Source organism: Loktanella fryxellensis, from assembly GCF_900110065.1.
GTDB lineage: Bacteria > Pseudomonadota > Alphaproteobacteria > Rhodobacterales > Rhodobacteraceae > Loktanella > Loktanella fryxellensis.
Map to the genome: position 1 here is coordinate 217,164 of NZ_FOCI01000001.1, position 19,118 is coordinate 236,281.

17 protein-coding genes are annotated in these 19,118 nt (G+C 66.3%); 6 read left to right on the plus strand and 11 right to left on the minus strand.

Annotation, left to right across the window (positions count from 1 at the left end):
* Positions 1–49 precede the first annotated feature (49 nt).
* Both gltX and BMX16_RS01070 read left to right on the plus strand, forming a co-directional pair.
* A complete protein-coding gene (gene gltX / locus BMX16_RS01065; RefSeq protein ID WP_089897795.1) occupies positions 50–1,462 on the plus strand; it encodes a glutamate--tRNA ligase in 1,413 nt (470 codons plus the stop codon).
* Positions 1,463–1,556: 94 nt separating this feature from the next.
* Entirely contained in the window at positions 1,557–2,852 is a 1,296-nt protein-coding gene (locus BMX16_RS01070; protein WP_089897797.1) for a citrate synthase, read from the plus strand.
* 67 nt (positions 2,853–2,919) lie between these two features.
* Here the strand turns inward: BMX16_RS01070 and BMX16_RS01075 are convergent, their stop codons facing one another.
* The 11 genes from BMX16_RS01075 to BMX16_RS01125 form a co-directional block, all read right to left on the minus strand.
* Complete coding sequence (locus tag BMX16_RS01075) at positions 2,920–4,026, minus strand: alkene reductase (protein ID WP_089897799.1); 1,107 nt, start codon at positions 4,024–4,026, stop codon at positions 2,920–2,922.
* 73 nt (positions 4,027–4,099) lie between these two features.
* Positions 4,100–4,870 (minus strand): enoyl-CoA hydratase-related protein, encoded by a 771-nt coding sequence (locus BMX16_RS01080; RefSeq protein WP_089897801.1) that lies wholly within the window; start codon positions 4,868–4,870, stop codon positions 4,100–4,102.
* A gap of 73 nt (positions 4,871–4,943) precedes the next feature.
* Positions 4,944–5,384, minus strand: a complete 441-nt coding sequence (locus BMX16_RS01085) for a cytochrome c-type biogenesis protein (RefSeq protein ID WP_089897803.1) — start codon at positions 5,382–5,384, stop codon at positions 4,944–4,946.
* Complete coding sequence (locus BMX16_RS01090) at positions 5,381–7,360, minus strand: heme lyase CcmF/NrfE family subunit (RefSeq protein ID WP_089898301.1); 1,980 nt, start codon at positions 7,358–7,360, stop codon at positions 5,381–5,383. Before BMX16_RS01090 ends, BMX16_RS01085 begins: the two co-directional genes overlap by 4 nt.
* A 76-nt stretch (positions 7,361–7,436) precedes the next feature.
* On the minus strand, positions 7,437–7,640 hold the full coding sequence (locus BMX16_RS01095; RefSeq protein WP_245731198.1) for a hemolysin XhlA family protein: 204 nt from the start codon (positions 7,638–7,640) through the stop codon (positions 7,437–7,439).
* Entirely contained in the window at positions 7,630–8,202 is a 573-nt protein-coding gene (locus tag BMX16_RS01100) for a holin family protein (protein WP_089897807.1), read from the minus strand. Before BMX16_RS01100 ends, BMX16_RS01095 begins: the two co-directional genes overlap by 11 nt.
* Positions 8,193–8,804, minus strand: coding sequence for a holin-associated N-acetylmuramidase (locus BMX16_RS01105; RefSeq protein ID WP_089897809.1), 612 nt, complete (start codon positions 8,802–8,804; stop codon positions 8,193–8,195). Before BMX16_RS01105 ends, BMX16_RS01100 begins: the two co-directional genes overlap by 10 nt.
* Positions 8,805–8,849: 45 nt before the next feature.
* Positions 8,850–9,308, minus strand: a complete 459-nt coding sequence (gene ccmE / locus BMX16_RS01110) for a cytochrome c maturation protein CcmE (protein ID WP_089897811.1) — start codon at positions 9,306–9,308, stop codon at positions 8,850–8,852.
* Between the two features lie 13 nt (positions 9,309–9,321).
* Positions 9,322–10,350 carry an N-acetyl-gamma-glutamyl-phosphate reductase gene (gene argC, locus BMX16_RS01115; protein ID WP_089897813.1) on the minus strand — a complete coding sequence of 343 codons (1,029 nt, stop codon included), beginning with the start codon at positions 10,348–10,350 and terminating at the stop codon, positions 9,322–9,324.
* A 64-nt stretch (positions 10,351–10,414) separates the two neighbouring features.
* The gene (locus BMX16_RS01120; RefSeq protein WP_089897816.1) at positions 10,415–11,227 is read right to left on the minus strand and encodes a glutamate racemase; all 813 of its coding nucleotides are present in this window, start codon (positions 11,225–11,227) and stop codon (positions 10,415–10,417) included.
* 165 nt (positions 11,228–11,392) lie between these two features.
* Positions 11,393–14,806, minus strand: a complete 3,414-nt coding sequence (locus BMX16_RS01125; protein ID WP_089897818.1) for an indolepyruvate ferredoxin oxidoreductase family protein — start codon at positions 14,804–14,806, stop codon at positions 11,393–11,395.
* A gap of 161 nt (positions 14,807–14,967) precedes the next feature.
* On the opposite strand from BMX16_RS01125, the gene BMX16_RS01130 reads away from it, so the two are divergent.
* From BMX16_RS01130 to grxD, 4 genes are all read left to right on the plus strand, one after another.
* Entirely contained in the window at positions 14,968–15,888 is a 921-nt protein-coding gene (locus BMX16_RS01130) for a LysR family transcriptional regulator (RefSeq protein ID WP_089897820.1), read from the plus strand.
* A 312-nt stretch (positions 15,889–16,200) separates the two neighbouring features.
* A complete protein-coding gene (purL, locus tag BMX16_RS01135; RefSeq protein WP_089898303.1) occupies positions 16,201–18,360 on the plus strand; it encodes a phosphoribosylformylglycinamidine synthase subunit PurL in 2,160 nt (719 codons plus the stop codon).
* A gap of 98 nt (positions 18,361–18,458) precedes the next feature.
* Positions 18,459–18,695, plus strand: coding sequence for a BolA/IbaG family iron-sulfur metabolism protein (locus BMX16_RS01140; protein ID WP_089897822.1), 237 nt, complete (start codon positions 18,459–18,461; stop codon positions 18,693–18,695).
* A 34-nt stretch (positions 18,696–18,729) separates the two neighbouring features.
* Positions 18,730–19,089 carry a Grx4 family monothiol glutaredoxin gene (gene grxD, locus BMX16_RS01145; protein ID WP_089897824.1) on the plus strand — a complete coding sequence of 120 codons (360 nt, stop codon included), beginning with the start codon at positions 18,730–18,732 and terminating at the stop codon, positions 19,087–19,089.
* Positions 19,090–19,118 lie beyond the last annotated feature (29 nt).

Here is a 19,118-nt window from a genome sequence, read left to right on the forward strand (position 1 = left end):
ACGCACGCCACCCTGCGCCACGCGTGGTAAACCAGAGGTTAACGCCAGCATGACGACACCCACCCCCACCCCGCCCGTGACCCGCTTCGCCCCCTCGCCCACGGGTGCGCTGCACATCGGCGGCGCACGGACGGCGTTGTTCAACTGGCTTTATGCCCGCGGTCAGGGCGGCACGTTCCTCTTGCGGATCGAGGATACGGACACCGCCCGGTCCGACCCCGCGCATACGCAGGTGATCCTCGACGGACTGCGGTGGCTCGGCCTCGACTGGGACGGAGAGCCCGTGCATCAGGGCACCCGCGCCGCGCGCCACGCCGACGTGGCGCAGCAGATGCTGGCCGCCGGGACCGCGTTCAAATGCTTCTCCACCCCCGAAGAGATCGAGGCGTTCCGTGAAAAGGCCCGTGCCGAGAAGGGCTCGACCCTGTTCCGCTCGCCCTGGCGCGACGTGGCCCCGGCGGACCATCCCGACGCCCCCTTCGCGGTGCGGATCAAGGCGCCGCGCGACGGGTCCACCACGCTGCATGACGAGGTGCAGGGCGATGTGACGTGGTCGAACGACCAGCTCGACGACATGGTGCTGCTGCGCTCGGACGGCACGCCGGTCTATATGCTTGCTGTCGTCGTGGACGACCACGACATGGGCGTCACCCACGTGATCCGCGGGGACGACCACTTGTCGAACGCCTTTCGCCAGAACATGATCTACGACGCAATGGGCTGGGCGAAACCCGTGCTGGCGCATATCCCGCTGATCTTCGGCCCCGACGGCAAGAAGCTGTCCAAGCGTCACGGTGCCACCGCGGCGGCGGAATATCAGGCGCTGGGTTATCCGGCGGCGGGCATGCGCAACTACCTGACGCGACTGGGCTGGAGCCATGGCGACGACGAGGTGTTCACCGACGCGCAGGCGCGCGACTGGTTCGATCTGGAGGGAATCGGCAAATCGCCCGCCCGTTTCGACACCAAGAAGCTGGAGCATGTCAGCGGCCAGCACATCGCCATGACCGACGATGCGGCCCTGCTGCAGGAACTGGAGGCGTATCTGGCCGCCACAGGTGCTGCAGCCCTGACCCCGCGTCAGCGCGACGGCATGCTGCGGGCCATGCCGCATCTGAAGGACCGCGCAAAGACCTTTCCCGAGATCATTGAAAAGGCTCACTTCGTCCTGATCGAAGGGCACGTCGTGCCGGACGAGAAATCGGCGGCACAGCTCGATGCTGTGGCGCAGCGATATTTCGCAGAATTGACGCCGCACCTGCAAAATGTTACGTGGGACCGCACTGCACTGGAGGAGGCGATTGCCACCTTTGCGACCGCCCACGACACCAAATTGGGCAAGCTTGCCGGGCCGCTGCGCGCCGCCCTTGCAGGACGGTCGGTTTCCCCCAGCGTCTTTGACATGATGCTGGTGCTGGGACGGGATGAAACCCTGTCGCGGCTCCGGGCCTTCGCAGCTTGAGGTCACGCCGCCTTTACGCAACCCGTGTAAGTCTGGCGGACCTTCGACGACACGCAGGCCGCCGACGGGGCGGTCGCCGACAAAAGGGACTGACATGGCCGAATCCACGAAATCCGCGACACTGATCATCGACGGGCAATCCTACGAATTGCCGATCTTCACGCCGACCGCAGGCCCCGACGTCATCGACATCCGCAAACTCTATGCGCAGGCGGGCGTGTTCACCTACGATCCGGGTTTCACCTCGACCGCGTCCACCGACAGCACCATCACCTTCATCGACGGCGACAAGGGCGAATTGCTGCACCGCGGCTATCCCATCGACCAGCTGGCGGCACAGTCGCACTACCTCGAGGTGTGCTACCTGCTGTTGCACGGCGAATTGCCGAACGCCGAACAACTGGAAGAGTTCGAATACCTGGTCACGCATCACACGATGCTGCACGAGCAGATGATGAACTTCTTCCGGGGCTTCCGGCGCGATGCGCACCCGATGGCCGTCATGGTCGGCGTGGTCGGCGCGATGTCCGCGTTCTATCATGACAGCACCGACATCCACGATGCAAAGCAGCGCGAAATCGCGGCCTTCCGCCTGATCGCCAAGATGCCGACGATCGCCGCGATGGCGTTCAAGTATTCGGTCGGCCAGCCGTTCGTCTATCCGCGCAACGATCTGGATTACGCCTCGAACTTCCTGCACATGTGCTTCAGCGTGCCGTCGGAAACCTACCGCGTCGATCCGATCCTCGCACGTGCGATGGACCGCATCTTTACCCTGCATGCGGACCACGAACAGAACGCATCGACCTCGACCGTGCGTCTGGCGTCGTCATCGGGGGCCAACCCCTTCGCTTGCGTCGCCGCCGGCATCGCCTGCCTGTGGGGCCCCGCGCACGGCGGTGCCAATCAGGCCTGTCTGGAAATGCTGCGTGAAATCGGCACCGTGGACCGCATTCCCGAATACATCGCGCGGGCCAAGGACAAGAACGATCCGTTCCGCCTGATGGGCTTCGGCCACCGCGTCTACAAGAACTTCGATCCCCGCGCGACCGTGATGAAGGAATCCGCCGACGAGGTGCTGAACCTGCTGGGGATCGAGAACAACGAGGTGCTGAAGGTCGCCAAGGCGCTGGAGAAGGCCGCGTTGGACGACCCCTACTTCACAGAGAAGAAGCTGTTCCCGAACGTCGACTTCTATTCGGGCATCATCCTCGAGGCGATGGGGTTCCCCACAGCCATGTTCACGCCGATCTTTGCCGTGTCGCGGACCATCGGTTGGGTCAGCCAGTGGCAGGAACAGCTGTCCGATCCGCAGTTGAAGATCGGTCGCCCCCGCCAGCTCTATATGGGTGCGACGGAACGCGACTACGTCGATATCGAAAAACGCTGACCGCACACCGCAGACGTGAAAAACGCCCCGCCGATCCGGCGGGGCGTTCTGCGTTCAGGGGTCGGACTTAGGCGGCCTCGGCATCGTCCAGCGTCGGGTAATCGGTATACCCCTCTGCCCCGCCACCATAGAACGTGTCCTGATCGCCTTCGTTGAGCGCCGCGCCATCCGCGAACCGGCGCGGCAGGTCGGGGTTGGCGATGAACGCACGCCCGAACGACACCGCATCCGCATGGCCATCTGCGATCGCCTTGGCGGCGCTGTCCGCGTCGTAGCCACCGTTGGCGATGTAGAATCCGTCATAAAGCTTGCGCAGGCGCTTCAGCAGATCGGCCCCCTTCGGGTCCGCGTTGCTTCCCGGAAAGCTCTCCACGACGTGCAGATAGGCCAGGTTGTAGCCGTTCAGCATCTTGTAGATTTCGGCGAAATGCGCTTCCGGGTCGCTGTCGGACATGTCGCTGGCCTGACCCAGCGGCGACAGGCGGATGCCGGTCCGGTCGGCGGGCCAATGATCGGCCACCGCGTCCAACACTTCCTTCAGGAACCGCATCCGGTTCTCGGTGCTGCCGCCATAGCCGTCTGTGCGATCGTTCACGCCGTCCTGCAGGAACTGGTCAATCAGATAGCCGTTCGCCGCATGGACCTCGATCCCGTCGAAGCCCGCGACCTTCGCCAGTCGCGCCGCCTCGGCGTAGTCGGCGACGGTCGCCTTGATCTGTTCCTCGGTCAGCGCATCGGGCTTGGAACAATCTTCGAACCCGTTGGCGGTGAAGGTCTGGCTTTTCGCCGCGCGGTCGGTGGAGGACACGGGGTTGCGGCCATCAGGCAGCAGCGACACGTGGCTGATCCGACCGACGTGCCACAGTTGCAGGATGATCTTGCCACCCTCGGCGTGGACGCCATCCACGATCTTCTTCCACGCATGGGCCTGCTGTTCGGTGTGGATGCCCGGCGTGTCGAGGTAGCCCTTGCCCATGGGCGAGATCTGCGTGGCTTCCGCGATGATCACACCGGCGGTGGCGCGTTGACGATAGTAGGTCGCGGCAAGGTCACCTGGTACGCCGTCGCCCTGCGCGCGGTTGCGCGTCAGCGGGGCCATCAGCACGCGGTTCTGCATGGCGATCGCACCCATGCGTGCGGGTGCGAACAACGGGTCGGTCTGGTCGGTGGTCATCGAGAAACTCCTGCGACGTGAACTGTCGCAGGGCGAACGCCGGCTGGCCGGGCTTGTTCCGCGCCTCTGCCCCTCAACGCCCGGTGAACTGCGCCTTGCGCTTCTGCATGAAGGCCGTGACCCCCTCGCGGAAGTCATCGGTGCGTCCGCAGGCACCCTGCAACCGCGCCTCCAACGCCAGTTGCTGCGTCAGATCGTTGTCGAAGGAGGCGCGCAGCGCCGTCTTGATGTGGCCGTAGGTGGCGGTCGGGCCCTGCGCCAGATGCCGTGCCCGGGCCTGCCAGTGATCGGCGAAGGTGGCGGCGTCCGCCACCTCGTAGATCATGCCCCAGTCCAGCGCCTGTGCCGCCGAAATCTGGTCCGTGAACAGCGCCGCCCCCATCGCCCGCGCCAGCCCCACCTGTCGCGGCAGGAACCACGTGCCGCCCGCGTCCGGGATCAGCCCGATCCGGGCGAAGGCCTGCACGAAATACGCATCCGACGACGCGATCACCACGTCGGCCACGAGGGCGAGGTTCGCCCCCGCCCCCGCCGCAGGGCCGTTCACGGCGGCGATGGTCGGAATCGGGCAGTCGATGATCGCCTGCAGCATCGGCACGTATTCGTCGCGCAGCGTCGCTTCCAGATCCAGCGTGGCGCTGCCGTCGTTCAGGTCCTGCCCGGAACAGAACGCACGGCCCGCCCCGGTCAGAACCACGACGCGGCCCATGTCGGGGGCGTCACGGAACGCCTGCGTCACCTCGGCCCGCATGCCGGAGTTCATGGCGTTCATCTTGTCGGGACGGTTCAGGGTGATCGTGACCACGTCCGCTGCGGTCGTCACGGTGATGTCGGTGTAATCCATGGTGCGCTCTCCCAGCCGCTTTGGCGCAGGATAGATGATGGCACGCCGTCATAAAGCGGAACGGTACGTCAGATCAGGGATGCAGGATGCGGTCCAGATCGCGCTGTTCCGCCTCGGTCAGCGCGACTTCGGTCGGGGGACGCCTGCGGATCGTGACCCAGCCGACGATCAGCGCCAGCAGCAGCAGCACGGGCGCGGCCGCCCACAGGATTAGGTTGGCCCCCCGCGTGTCCGGTTCCAGCAACACGAACTCGCCGTAACGCGCCACGAGGAAATCGATCACTTCCTGATCGCTGTCGCCTGCCACCAGCCGTTCGCGCAGCAGGATGCGCAGGTCGCGGCTGATCGGGGCGTTCGATTCGTCGATGCTCTCGTTCTGGCAGACCGGGCACCGCAACCCTTCCGAGATGTCGCGCGCCCGCGCCTCCAGCGCCGCGTCGGGCAGGATCTCGTCCGGTTGGACGGCCCATGCGGGGGCCGCCAGCAGCGTCAGGATCAGCAGCAGCCATTTCATTCCGCGGGCACCGCCTTCGCGTCGGGCTTCGGGTCGCGCGCGCCGACGGCGAACCGCAACCGCCGGTCGGTGAGGGATATGATGCCACCGATGGCCATCAGGATCGCGCCGCCCCAGATCCAGTTGGCGAAGGGCTTGATATAGACGCGCATCGCATAGCCGCCGTTCGCCTGCGGATCGCCGATCACCACGTAGACGTCTCGCAGGATGCCGTTGTCGATCGCGGCCTCTGTCGTGGGCATCTGGGCCACGGGATAGAACCGCTTTTCCGGCTGCAGGATCATGGGCGCACCGTCGCCGCGCACCGCCGTCACCGTCGCCATGGTGGACTGATAGTTCGGCCCCTCCACCGCCTCGACCGCGTCGAGGGTGAAGGTATAGGCGCCCACGTCGAACGTCTCACCGGTCTGGACGATGCGGATATCCTCCTGCTGCCACGCGGTCATGGCGGCAACGCCGAAGATGGTCACGCCCATGCCCGCATGGGCCACCGTCTTTCCCCAGTCGCCGCGCGGCAGGCGCGTGATCCGGCCCAGACGGTCAGGCAGCCCGCCGCGCCCGGCCCGCAACCACAGGTCCACCACGGCACCGCCGACGACCCAGACGCCCAGCAGCACGCCCGCTGGTCCGACCATCGACCGTCCCGCATAGATCGCATAGAACAGCCCCGCCATCGCGAACGACAGCACGCCCAGCCCCAACAGCGGCATGCGCGCGCGGGTCAGGGTGCCGCGCTTCCACGCCAGCAGCGACCCCAGCGGCAACACGATGGCCAGCAGCACCATGAACGGCGTAAAGGCGGCGTCGAAGAACGGCGGACCGACGCTTAGCGTGCGTCCGAACACCATTTCCGCCACCAGTGGCCAGATCGTACCGATGAAGACCACGAAACAGCTGACGGCAAGCAGGATGTTGTTCAACACCAGCGCGCTTTCGCGGCTGACGGTGCCGAACGCACCCTGCGCCTGCATCACACCCGCACGCGCGGCATAGAGCGTCAGCGACCCACCAAGGAAAATGCCGAGGATCAGCAGGATGTAGACGCCCCGCTCCGGATCGTTGGCAAAGGCGTGGACAGAGGTGAGCACGCCGGACCGCACAATGAACGCACCCAGCAACGAAAACCCGAAAGCGAGGATCGCCAGCAGGATTGTCCAGCTTTTCAGCGTCTCGCGCTTTTCCACCACGATGGCCGAATGCAGCAGGGCGGCGGCGATCAGCCACGGCATGAAGCTGGCGTTTTCCACCGGGTCCCAGAACCAGAAGCCGCCCCAGCCCAGCTCGTAATACGCCCACCACGATCCCAGTGCGATGCCAACGGTCAGGAACATCCACGCGGCCAGCGTCCAGGGCCTGACCCAGCGGCCCCAGGCGGCGTCCACGCGCCCCTCGATCAAGGCGGCGACGGCAAAGCTGAACGTTATGCTCAGACCGACATAGCCGAGGTAGAGAAACGGAGGATGGAACGCGAGGCCGGGATCCTGCAACAACGGGTTTAGGTCGCGCCCGTTCAGCGGCGCATCGACCAGCCGTGCGAAAGGATTCGAGGTGAACAGGATGAAGGCATAGAACGCGACCGAAATGCTCGCCTGCACCGCCAGCACGCGCGCCTTCAGCGTCGCGGGCAGGTTGCCGCCGAACCACGCGGCGGACGCGCCGAACAGTGCCAGCGTCAGCACCCACAGCAGCATCGACCCCTCGTGGTTGCCCCACACGCCGCTGACCTTGTACAGCATCGGCTTGTCCGTGTGGCTGTTGGCATAGACCAGCGACACGCTGAAGTCCGAGGTGACGAAGGCCATCGTCAGCACGGCAAAGCTGAACCCCACGAGGATCAATTGGCTGTTGGCCGCAGGTTCGGCAAAGGTCATCCACCCCCGCCAGCCTTTGTGGGCGCCGACCAGCGGCACGATGGTCTGGGCGATGGCGACGCCAAAGGCCAGGATGAGGGCGAAGTGTGCGAGTTCAATCAACATGCCCCGGATATAGCGCATCCGCGCCGCCGGCGGAACGGGGCGGCGCACAATTCGCTGTGCGCCGCATTGTCTCGCCTCACCCCGGCAGGCCGCCCTGCACGGCCAGCGTCAGGCCCGCCACCATCAGCGTGCCGATGATCAGCCGGACCAGCCACCGCAGCGTATCCTCGATGGCACCGAGGCGGTCCGCCACGTTGGTGCGGTGCACCGTGTTGACCGCGTTGTGCGTCTCAAGTTCCGCCAGACGCCGCTCGATTGCTTCGGGCCAATCAGTCTGCACGGGCCTGCCCCCACCAGTCGGCCAAGGCCGCATTGTCGGCCGGTGCGACTGGCGCTGCGGCCGTCGGTGCGACTGGCGCTGCGGCCGTCGGTGCGACTGGCGCGGGCGGCACTGCCCGGTCCGCCTTCAGCGCCTGCCCCAGCAGCACGGTTTCCGCAACAGAGCGTTGAAATTCCTGCCCCTTCGCCTGATAGCGCGATCCGAAGTAGAAGCTGACGATCGCCCCCATCAGCCACCACAGCGGTTCCGGGATCAGCGCCACGCCGATCATACGGGTGGAAAACCAGTCGGGGCTGGTCATGGCGGAGGCGAACAGCGCCAGCGTTCCCAGCGCCAGCATTGGACGCGGCAGGCGGTTCAGCCCGTCGATCATCCGGTCGAATACGCCGGGCTTGCTGCCTGCGAACTCTGCCGCCAGTTGCGCCAGCGCCGCCTGACGGTCGTCGGAATCGCGCACCGCGCCCGCTTCCGTGTTCTCGCGGAACGCCTCGACCGTGCGGACCAACCCGCCCTGCGCCACCTGCCTCAGGACCACGCCCGCTACCTTGCCGATCACCCCCATGCTGCAATCCTTTCGCGGTGCTGTGCGTTAGTCAGGTGATAGCGCGGCGCGATGAAGCTTTCGGCCCGCGTGATCCAGCCGCCCTTGCCGCCGTCCCGTTTGCGGGCATAGCGCCTGCTGGCGGGCCGCGTGTCGGCCAGCGCGTAGTAGTAGTTGCGCCGCGCGATGCCGTAGGCATCGACCAGATGCAGCGGTGCGGCGGCCATCGCCCGTCCCGCAGCCGCCACCGTCTGCGGCCCGATAATGCCATCCACTGCGACCGCGATCCTCATCCGGTTCAACAGCCGTTGCAGGATCTTCACCGCGTGGCTGCCAGCGTTCACCTGCATGTCGAACACGGTTGCCTGCAAGGGTGCAGGAAGCCGACCGATCCCCGGTGCCTCGAAGTATTCCCTGATGAAGATGTCGATCGCCTGCGCCCGGCTGATGCGCCGCACATCGACCACATCCACCCGCCCGTCGCCGGTCAGATCGAGGCCGAGCCTGCGCAGGGTATGGATCGTGACCCCGTGGTTGGTGGCGCCACCCGGATCGTTCGGGTCGTCGACGAACCCACCTTCGCGCTGCACGATGTCTCGCGCGATGTCCTGCACGCTCTGCATGATCCGAACTCCCCATTGCGACGGGGGCAGGATCAGGCGCGGGGGTTAATTGGTTGCGACCTCATCGTCCGGTGCCACGTAGACGCCCTGATCCTTCAGCGCGTCCAGCACCTCCTTGGGCATGTAGGTCTCGTCGTGTTTCGCAAGGATTTCAACTGCCTCGAAGGTGCCGTTCACGTAGCGTCCCTGCCCGACCATGCCTTGACCCTCGGTGAACAGATCCGGAAGGATCCCCGTGTAAGTCACGGGAATCGTCGCACCCCCGTCGGTGACGCTGAACCGCACCTCGGTGCCCGTCCCCCGCTCGATCGACCCGTCGGCGACCAGACCCCCGATGCGGAACAACTCCGTCTCGCGGGGCGGGTCGCTGGCCACTTCGCTGGGCGAGTGGAAGAACTGGAACGATTCGTCCGGCAGCAGGGCCAGCAGGCCCAGTACGGCGGCGACGCAGACCCCGGACAGGGCCATGACCTGCACCCGGCGTTTCTTCTTCAGACCCTTCACAGCACTTCTCCACTCATGGGAACACGGGTGCCAGCATCAACCCGGCCGTTTCCGGCAGGCCCAGCATCAGGTTGGCGTTCTGGATCGCCTGACCGCTCGATCCCTTGGTCAGGTTATCAAGCGTGGCGATGATCTGACAGCGCCCCGGGATGCGGTCTTTCACCACACCGATGTGGCAGAAATTGCTGGCCCGGATGTGCTTGATCGACGGATGCTGGCCCAGCGGCAGCACCATCAGGAACGGCTCCTCCGCATAGGCGTCCGCCAGCGTGCGGTGCACCACCTCGGCCTCGCCCTTCACATAGACGGTGGCCAGGATGCCGCGGTTCGCAGGGATCAGGTGTGGCGTGAACTGCACCTGCACCGGGCGACCGGCGACAAGGCTGAACTCCTGATCGAACTCGCCCAGATGGCGGTGGGTGCCGCCGGCGGAATAGGCGTGCGCGCCTTCCGACAACTCAGCGTGCAGCAGATTTTCCTTCAACGACCGGCCCGCGCCCGACACGGCGGCCAGCAGGTCGATGATGATGTCATCAAGGTCGATCACCCCCGCCGCAATCAGCGGGCGCAGGGCATACTGCCCCGTCGCCGCGTTGCAGCCGGTGCCGGCGACCAGCCGTGCGCCCCGGATCTCGTCGCGATAGAACTCGGTCAGGCCGTAGACGGCCTCGGCCTGCAGGCCCAACGCGGCATGGGGTTTGCCGTACCACTTTTCGTAATCCGCCCCGTCGCGCAGTCGGAAATCGGCGGACAGATCGACGATCTTCAGATGCCGTGGCAGGTCCTTGATGACCGCCTGCGACGTGGCATGCGGCAGCGCGCAGAACACGAGGTCCACACCGGACAGGTCCATGTCCTCGATCGTGGTCAGGCGCGGCAGATCGAGGTGGCGCAGGTGCGGGAACACGTCCGCCATCGCCATCCCGGCCTTGGAATTGCCGGACAGGCCGGTGATCCGCAGGTCCAGGTGCGTGGCGATCAGCCGGACCAGTTCGGCCCCGGTATAGCCGGAGGCGCCGAGGATGGCGACGTTGTGGGTCATGATGGAACTCTCCCCTTGGGGCGTCATGTAGGCAGGACGTGACCGGGCGGCAACCGCCGCGCCGTCAGGCTGCCGTGAAGGTGATGGGATGCTTGAGGAATTGCGTGGCCCGCGCCGACACCTTCTTGGGATCGCCCGTGGTCAGGAACAGCGACTCAGTCCCGGTGCCCACCATCTCGGGTCGTCGTTCCAGATAATGCGCAAGGCTTTCCGCCACGAGGTTCGCCTGAGAGAACACCTTGACGCCTTCGCCCAGCGCGTCCTGAAACACGTCCGCCATCAGCGGGTAATGCGTGCAGCCCAGCATCGCCGCATCCGGGTCGGGCATCTTGCGCTTCAACGCGTCCACGTGGGACCGCACGAGCGCCTCGGCGAGGATGAAATCGCCATCCTCGATCGCATCGACGACACCGCCGCAGGCCTGCGCCTCCACGTCCACGCCGATGGCGCGGAACGCGAGTTCGCGCTGGAACGCGCGGCTGCGCACGGTGGCGGGCGTGGCGAACAGGGCCACATGCTTTACCGCGACCTCGCGCGGCGGGGAATTGTCGCCCCACTCGCGCTCGGTCAGCGCCTCGATCAGTGGCACGAAGACGCCGAGGACGCGCTTGCCCTTTGGCACCCAGCCTTCCTGCATCCGGCGCAGGGCGGCGGCGCTGGCCGTGTTGCAGGCCAGAATGACCAGATCGCAGCCCGCATCGAACAGGCGCTGCGTGGCCGCCGTCGTCAGCGCATAGATGTCGTCCGCATCGCGCACGCCGTAAGGTGCATTGGCGTTGTCGCCCAGATAGACCAGCGGCAGGTCCGGCAACCGCTTGTGGATCGCCTCATAGACCGTCAGCCCGCCAAGACCGCTATCGAATATTCCGACTGCCACGACACACCCTCATCCCTGCACCGCACGCGGTGTCTTCGCAGGCAGCATAGGTGGCGCGTCGGGAAATATCCATGCCGCTTGGATACCTCCATGCCGCTTGGATACCTCCAAGCCGCTTGGACACCGCCAAACAGCTTGGACGGCTTCGTCCAGGCAGCACCTGCCCTATTCCGCCGCCATCCGTGCCGGACCGCTGCGCAACTCCGCCAGCAACACCGCGCGGCGCGCCGCTGCCTTTTCCGCATTCGTGGCCTTCACCGGACCGAAGCCCCGGATGGTCTCCGGCAAGGCCGCCAGCGCCACGCAGGTTTCTCGGTTGGTGGGCGTCAGACGTTGCAGGACCTCGTCCATGTCGGCCTCGTATTGCGCAATCAAGGCCCGTTCCATCCGCCGCTCCTCGGTCCGGCCGAACGGGTCGAGGGGCGTGCCGCGCAGCACCTTCAAACGCGCCAGCCACGGGAACGCCCGCGCCATGCCAGCGCCGAAGGTCCGCTTCACGGGCCGTCCGTCGGGGCCGGTCCTGGTCAGCATCGGCGGGGCAAGGTGGTAGCTGATCTTGAGATCTCCGTCGAAGGCCGCCCGCGCCTGCGCCGCGCTGTCGCGCAACAGCCGCGCCACCTCGTATTCGTCCTTGTAGGCCAAGAGCTTGTGATACCCCACCGCCACCGCCGCCTTCAGCCCGGGATCGTCGCAGCGCGCGACCAGCGCCAGATAGCGGTTGGACAGGCGCTTGTTCTGATAGGTCGTCAGATGGGCGGCCCGGAACGTCACCTTCTCGGCCAGCGTCGCGGGCAGCTTGACCACGCGCGGCTTGCCCAGATCGGCGGCTGCGGCAGGGTGCAGCACCGCCCAGCGCCCCAGTTCGAACGCGCGCAGGTTGCGGTCCACCGACGCGCCGTTCAGGGTGATCGCCCGCATGATCGCCGCATGGCTCAGCGGGATCGCCCCCATCTGCCATGCGGCACCGAAGATCATCATGTTGGAATAGATGCTGTCGCCCATCGTCGCCTGCGCCAGCTCGGTCGCGTCGAACAGGTGCACCCCGTCCTGCAGACGCGCGGTCAGCGACAGCTTCAGCTCCTCCACCGGCAGGCGGAATTCGGTGTTGCGCGTGAACTCGCCGGTGATGATCTCGTGCGCGTTGACGACGCCACGGGTGCGGCCCGTCTTCATCAGGCCAAGGGTCTTGGCCCCCGCGCTGACCACCAGATCGCCGCCGATCAGGGCATCCGCCTCTCCGGTCGCCACGCGGATGGCGCTGATGTCGCCGGGCGCGTTGGCCAGACGACAGTGGATGTGCACCGCGCCGCCCTTCTGCGCGAGGCCCGCCATTTCCATCATGCCGGCGCCCTTGCCGTCCAGATGCGCCGCCATCGCCAGCACCGCGCCGATGGTGACGACGCCGGTGCCACCCACGCCGGTGATGACCACGTTGTATGTCCCGCGGATCGCGGGCAGCACCGGGTCCGGCATGTCCGGCAGGTCGACCTGTGCCGTGGCTTGCTTGCGGACCTTGGCCCCCTCGACCGTGACGAAGGACGGGCAGAACCCTTTGACGCAGGAGAAGTCCTTGTTGCACGACGACTGGTCGATGGCCCGCTTGCGGCCCAATTCCGTCTCGACCGGCACGATGCTGACACAGTTCGACTGCACCCCGCAGTCGCCGCAGCCTTCGCAGATGTCGGTGTTGATGAACACGCGCTTGTCCGGGTCGGGGAACTGCCCCCGCTTGCGCCTGCGCCGCTTTTCCGCCGCACAGGTCTGGATATAGACCAGCGCGCTGACGCCCTGCACCTTCGCCAGCTCCGCCTGCACGCGCGGCAACTCGGCCCGTTCGGCCATCGGCACGCCGGTGGGAAAACGGGCCGCTGCCACGTCCTCCTTCTCGTCATAGACGACGCGCACGTCGCGCACGCCCATCGCGAGGAGTTCACGCACGATCTGGTCCGCCGTCAGCCCGCCGTCGTTGCCCTGCCCGCCGGTCATGGCGACCGCGTCGTTGAACAGGATCTTGTAGGTGATCGTCGTCCCCGCCATCAGCGCGAACCGGATCGCCTGCACACCCGAATGATTGTAGGTGCCGTCGCCAAGGTTCTGGAACACGTGCCCCGTCTTGCTGAACGGCGCCTCGCCGACCCAGTTGGCCCCCTCGCCGCCCATCTGGGTGAAGCCGACCGTCTCGCGGTCCATCCACTGCACCATGTAGTGGCAGCCGATCCCCGCATAGGCGCGGGACCCTTCTGGCACGCGGGTCGAGGAGTTGTGCGGACAGCCCGAGCAGAAATAGGGCAACCGTGCCGCCAGTTCCGGCACGTTGTCGGCACGGCGCGCGGCGGCCAGCTCCGCCAGCCCCGCGTGCACGCCGTCCGATCCGCAGCCTTCCTCGATCAGGATGCCGCCGATCTTCTCCGCGATCCAGATCGGGTCGAGGGCGTGGCGCGTCGGAAACACCTCCTCGCGCCGCCCTGCGGTATGCTCGTCGCCCTTGTGCCAGCCATAGACGCGGGTGCGGGTGTCGTCGAACAGCGCCTCTTTGACCTGCACCTCGATCAGCTTGCGCTTCTCCTCGACCACGACAACCAGATCGAGGCCGTCAGCCCACGCGTGGAACCCCGCCATGTCCAGCGGCCAGACCTGACCCACCTTGTAGGTGGTGATCCCCAGACGCTCCGCCTCGGCCTCATCCACGCCCAGCAGAGACAGGGCATGCACCAGATCCAGCCAGTTCTTACCCGCCGCGACGAAGCCGATCTTCGCCCCTGGCTTGCCCCACTTGCGCTGGTCCATGCGGTTGGCGCGGGAAAACGCCTCGGCGGCGAAACGCTTGTGGTCGATCATCCGCGCCTCTTGTGCCAGCGGCGTGTCGACCAGACGAATGTTCAACCCACCCTCCGGCAGGGGCAGATCCGGTGTCACGAACTGCAACCTGTGCGGGTCGCCGTCCACGACGGATGTCACCTCGATCGTGTCCTTCATCGTCTTCAGGCCGACCCACACCCCCGCATAGCGCGACAGCGCCCAGGCATAGAGGCCGTAATCCAGCACCTCCTGCACGCCCGCAGGCGAAACGATCGGCATATAGGCGTCGATCATCGCCCAGTCGGACTGGTGCAGGGTCGTCGAACTCTCGCCCGTGTGGTCGTCGCCCATCGCCATGATGACCCCGCCATGGGGGCTGGTGCCGGCCATGTTGGCATGCCGCATCACGTCGCCGGACCGGTCCACGCCCGGCCCCTTGCCATACCACAGGCCGAACACACCGTCGTAACGCCCTTCGCCCCGCAGCTCCGCCTGCTGGCTGCCCCACAGGGCTGTCGCGGCCAGATCCTCGTTCAGGCCGGGCTGGAACGTGACCTGCGCCGCCGTCAGCACCGATGCGGCCTTCGTCATCTGCTGGTCCACCGCCCCCAGCGGCGATCCGCGATAGCCGGTGACGTAGCCTGCGGTATTCAGCCCCACCTGCGCATCGCGGGCGCGCTGCATCAGCATCAGGCGCACCAGCGCCTGCGTGCCGTTCAAAAGCACCACCGAGCAGTCCAGATCAAAGCGGTCGTTGAGGGAAATCTCGTCCCGGCCCATCGTGCACCTCCCATGCGCAATTTGCGGTCATGGGTCAGCATAGGTCACGTTTCCTGACCTACAAAGCGTTTATTCCGCCCGCGACTTCATTGATTTGTGACCACACCATGCCCTAATGGAGGTTAAGTCGCACGACAGACATGCGGCACCGGGGGACGGGGATGGACTGGGACAAGCTGAGGATCTTTCACGCGGTCGCCGACGCGGGGTCGCTGACCCATGCGGGCGACGTGCTGCACCTGTCGCAATCCGCCGTCAGCCGACAGATCCGCGCATTGGAAGAGACGCTGAACACCACCCTGTTCCACCGCCATGCCCGCGGCTTGATCCTGACCGAACAGGGCGAGCTGCTGTTCGACGCGACCAAGTCGATGAACCGCCGCCTCGACGCCGCCAGCGCCCGCATCCGGGACAGCGAGGAGGAGGTGTTCGGCGAGCTCCGCGTCACCACCACCACCGGTTTCGGCACCCTCTGGCTCGCCCCGCGGCTGCCGAAGCTCTACGAGAAATACCCCGACATCAAGATCGACCTCATGCTGGAGGAGCGTGTCCTCGATCTGCCGATGCGCGAGGCGGACGTGGCGATCCGCATGAAGGAACCGTCGCAGGCTGACCTGATCCGCAAGCGCCTGATGAACATCCGCATGCGCCTCTATGCGACGCAGGCCTATCTGGACGCCCGCCCGCCCCTGACCAAGGTCGAGGAGCTGTCGGGCCACCGCCTGATCTGTCAGGCCCTGTCGTCCACGCAGGTCAGCGCCGGATCGACCCTGACGCATCACTTGCTGAGCCACGAGCTGCAGTCGATCTTCACCGTCAACAACTACTTCGGCGTGCTGCAGGGCGTGATCAACAACCTCGGCGTCGGCGTGCTGCCCGATTACGTGATCGAGGATTTCCCCCATCTGGTGCGTTGCCTGCCCGAACTCGAAAGCGGCGAGGTGCCGGTCTTCCTCGCCTACCCCGAGGAATTGCGCCAGTCGCGTCGCATCATGGCGTTCCGCGACTTCGTGCAAGACGAAATCTTTGCGCATCGCAAATCGGTGCGTGACACGATCGCGGCGTTTCCCCAGCGCGGCTAGGCGCCACACTCTGTTGCCATGCAACCGCTGCATGGCGGGCTTGCAAACTCTTTCGGGCATTTTTCTTGATCGCCCAAATAGCAGGCTCTATCTCCAAACCTGAAGCGGCGTGGCGATTGTCTCCCGCTTCACCTCCCTGTTGGACTGCGCCGGGCCTTTGTGCCCGGCTTTTTTTTGGGCGCGGGCGATCTGCGACGCCCCCGCGCGACGCCCCCCATCCCGGCCCTTCCCCTCTGCCCCCGCGTCACCTAAAAGCGGGGCCAGCAGCAGCGCCGGGGGCCCGCCATGACCGACAAGACGACAAACGACCAGATGGGCGATCCGATCATCACGCCCGATCTGATCGCGGCCCACGGCCTGAGCGCCCCCGAATACGACCGCATCCTGCAGATCATCGGCCGCGAGCCGACGTTCACCGAACTCGGCATCTTTTCGGCCATGTGGAACGAACACTGTTCCTACAAGTCGTCCAAGAAATGGCTGCGCACGCTGCACACCACCGGTCCGCAAGTGATCTGCGGTCCGGGCGAGAACGCGGGCGTCGTGGACATTGGCGACGGTCAGGCGGTGGTGTTCAAGATGGAAAGCCACAATCACCCCTCCTACATCGAACCCTATCAGGGGGCCGCGACGGGCGTGGGCGGCATCCTGCGCGACGTGTTCACCATGGGCGCCCGCCCCATCGCCGCGATGAACGCCCTGTCCTTCGGCACCGCCGACCACCCCAAGACGCGCCAGCTCGTCAACGGCGTCGTGGCCGGTGTCGGCGGCTACGGCAACGCCTTCGGCGTCCCCACGGTCGGCGGCGAAGTGCGCTTTCACGCGGCCTACAACGGCAACTGCCTCGTCAATGCCTTTGCGGCGGGCCTCGCGGATGCGGACAAGATCTTCTATTCCACCGCGTCGGGCATCGGGATGCCCGTGGTCTATCTGGGTGCCAAGACGGGGCGCGACGGCGTTGGCGGCGCAACCATGGCCAGCGCGGAGTTCGACGACACGATCGAGGACAAGCGCCCCACCGTGCAGGTCGGCGATCCCTTCACCGAAAAACGTCTGATGGAGGCGACGCTGGAGCTGATGGCGACCGGTGCCGTCATCTCGATCCAGGACATGGGGGCCGCCGGCCTGACCTGTTCTGCGGTGGAAATGGGCGACAAGGGACGCTTGGGCATCCGCCTCGACCTCGACGCGGTGCCGCAGCGAGAGTCGCACATGACGGCGTATGAGATGATGTTGTCGGAAAGTCAGGAACGCATGTTGATGGTCCTGCGGCCAGAGCTGGAGGAGGCCGCCCGCGCCGTCTTCGTGAAATGGGACCTCGACTTCGCCATCGTGGGCGAGACGATCGCCGAGGACCGCTTCGTGATCCATCACGCGGGCCGCATCATGGCGGATCTGCCGCTGTCCACCCTCGCCTCCTCCGCCCCCGAATACGACCGCCCGTGGGAGGAGACGCCCGCCCCCGCCCCGATGGCCGCCGTCCCTGCCATCGACCCCATCGCAGGCCTGCGGTCGCTGATCGGCAGCCCGAACTATGCCAGCAAGGCGTGGGTGCACGAGCAATACGACGCACAGGTGATGGGCGACACGCTGCGCATCCCCGGGGCCGGTGCGGGCATCGTCCGGGTCCATGGCACGCAAAAGGCGCTGGCCTTCACCTCCGACGTGACCCCGCGCTACGTGTTCGCCAACCCCGTCGAGGGCGGCAAGCAGGCGGTGGCCGAAGCCTATCGCAACCTGACCGCCGTGGGCGCGAAGCCCCTTGCGACCACCGACAACATTAACTTCGGCAACCCCGAAAAGCCACGCATCATGGGCCAGTTCGTCGGCGCCATTCAAGGCATCTCGGCGGCGGTCAAGGCGCTCGACATGCCCATCGTGTCCGGCAACGTGTCGCTCTACAACGAAACCGACGGGACCGCCATCCTGCCCACGCCCACCATCGGCGCCGTGGGCCTGATCGCCGACATCGCCCAGATCATCGGCGGCATGCCTGCCGCTGGCCACGTCCTGCTGCAACTCGGCACCACCCACGGCCACATGGGCCAGACGGCCGTGCTGGCCGAACACCTGCACCGTGCCGACGGCGACGCTCCGCCGGTGGACCTTGCGGCAGAGGCCGCGCACGGCGACTTCATCCGCGCGAACGCCGCCCGGATCACTGCCTGCACCGACCTCGCCGATGGCGGCCTCGCACTCGCCGCGTTCGAGATGGCGGCGACCGCGCACCTCGGCCTCACCCTCGACACCGACGACACCGCCCAGCTTTTTGCCGAGGATCAGGCCCGCTACCTCATCGCCGCCACCTTCGATCAGGCCGAGGCGCTCTTCGCCGCCGCCGCACAGGCGGGCCTGCCGCTGGCGCGCGTGGGGCAACTCGGTGGCGAAGCGCTCAGCCTTGGGGCCTCAACCACGCCGCTTGCCCCCCTTGTCGCGCTCTACCGCAGCGCCTTCGCCGATGCGGTGGCCTGACCCATCATCGTGCGCCAAATACTCCCCCCGGAGGGTCCCCCCTTGCCCCTCCGGCACACCGCCCATACCTTGACACCATCCCAGACCGCAGGACCGCCATGCCCATCACCGCCCACGAGATCAAGAGCCTGCTGCGCGAGGCTTTCCCATCCGCGCAGATCACCGTGCAGGGCGACGACGGATCGCACTTCGCAGCCGAGGTCATCGACGCGAGCTTTGCGGGCCAGAACCGCGTGCAGCAGCAGCGCGCCGTCTATGCTGCGCTGAAGGGCAAGATGGACGGCAGCCACGGCGACCTGCATGCGCTGGCGCTGACGACACGCGCGCCGGACTGACCCCATTCCGATCTTACACAACAGGACCAGACTCATGACCGCTTCCGACCAGATCAAGGATACCGTGACCAGCCACGACGTCGTGCTGTTCATGAAGGGCACCAAGACCATGCCGCAGTGCGGCTTCTCCTCCCGCGTGGCGGGTGTGCTGAACTTCATGGGCGTGGACTACACGGACGTGAACGTGCTGGCCGACGACCAGGTCCGTCAGGGGATCAAGGAATTCTCCGACTGGCCGACGATCCCGCAACTCTACGTCAAGGGCGAGTTCGTGGGCGGCTGCGACATCGTCACGGAAATGACCCTGTCGGGCGAGCTGGACACCCTGCTGTCCCAGCACGGCATCGGCTTTGATCAGGCGGCCGCCGACAAGATCCGCGAAGCCAACAGCTGATCACCATGTCGCCCCCGCCGCAGGCGGGG